Below are 647 nucleotides of genomic sequence, written 5' to 3' on the forward strand. Positions count from 1 at the left end.
TCGGCCATGGCGCGCTTCCCCGGGTTGATGTCGACACCGATGATCTTGTCGGCGCCGACCATGCGTGCGCCCTGGATGACGTTGAGGCCGATGCCGCCGAGCCCGAAGACCACGACATTGGCGCCGGGCCAGACCTTGGCGGTGTAGATCACCGCGCCGATCCCTGTCGTCACGCCGCAGCCGATATAGCAGATCTTGTCGAAGGGAGCGTCCTCGCGGACCTTGGCCACGGCGATCTCGGGCAGCACCGTGAAATTCGCGAAGGTCGAGCAGCCCATATAGTGAAACACCTCGCCGCCATCGCAGGAGAAGCGCGAGGTGCCGTCCGGCATCACGCCCTGGCCTTGTGTGGCGCGGATCGCGGTGCAGAGATTGGTGCGGCGCGACAGGCAGCTTTTGCAGCTGCGGCATTCCGGCGTGTAGAGCGGGATGACATGGTCACCGACCTTGAGCGTGGTCACGCCCGCGCCGACCTCGCGCACGATGCCGGCGCCCTCATGGCCGAGGATCGCCGGGAATTTCCCCTCCGAGTCCAGGCCCGACAGCGTATAGGCATCAGTGTGGCAGATGCCGGTCGCCATCACCTCGACAAGGACCTCACCCGCCTTCGGCCCGCCGATCTCGACCGTTTCGATCGTCAGCGGCTT

General features: G+C 65.8%; 1 protein-coding gene. It reads right to left on the reverse strand.

The window, feature by feature from the left end; genetic code table 11:
- A partial coding sequence (locus FG93_RS30355; RefSeq protein ID WP_043242583.1) for an alcohol dehydrogenase catalytic domain-containing protein occupies positions 1-647 on the reverse strand: 647 nt, incomplete at both ends.

It is taken from the genome of Allobosea sp. LC85 (assembly GCF_000735605.1).
Classification (GTDB): domain Bacteria; phylum Pseudomonadota; class Alphaproteobacteria; order Rhizobiales; family Beijerinckiaceae; genus Allobosea.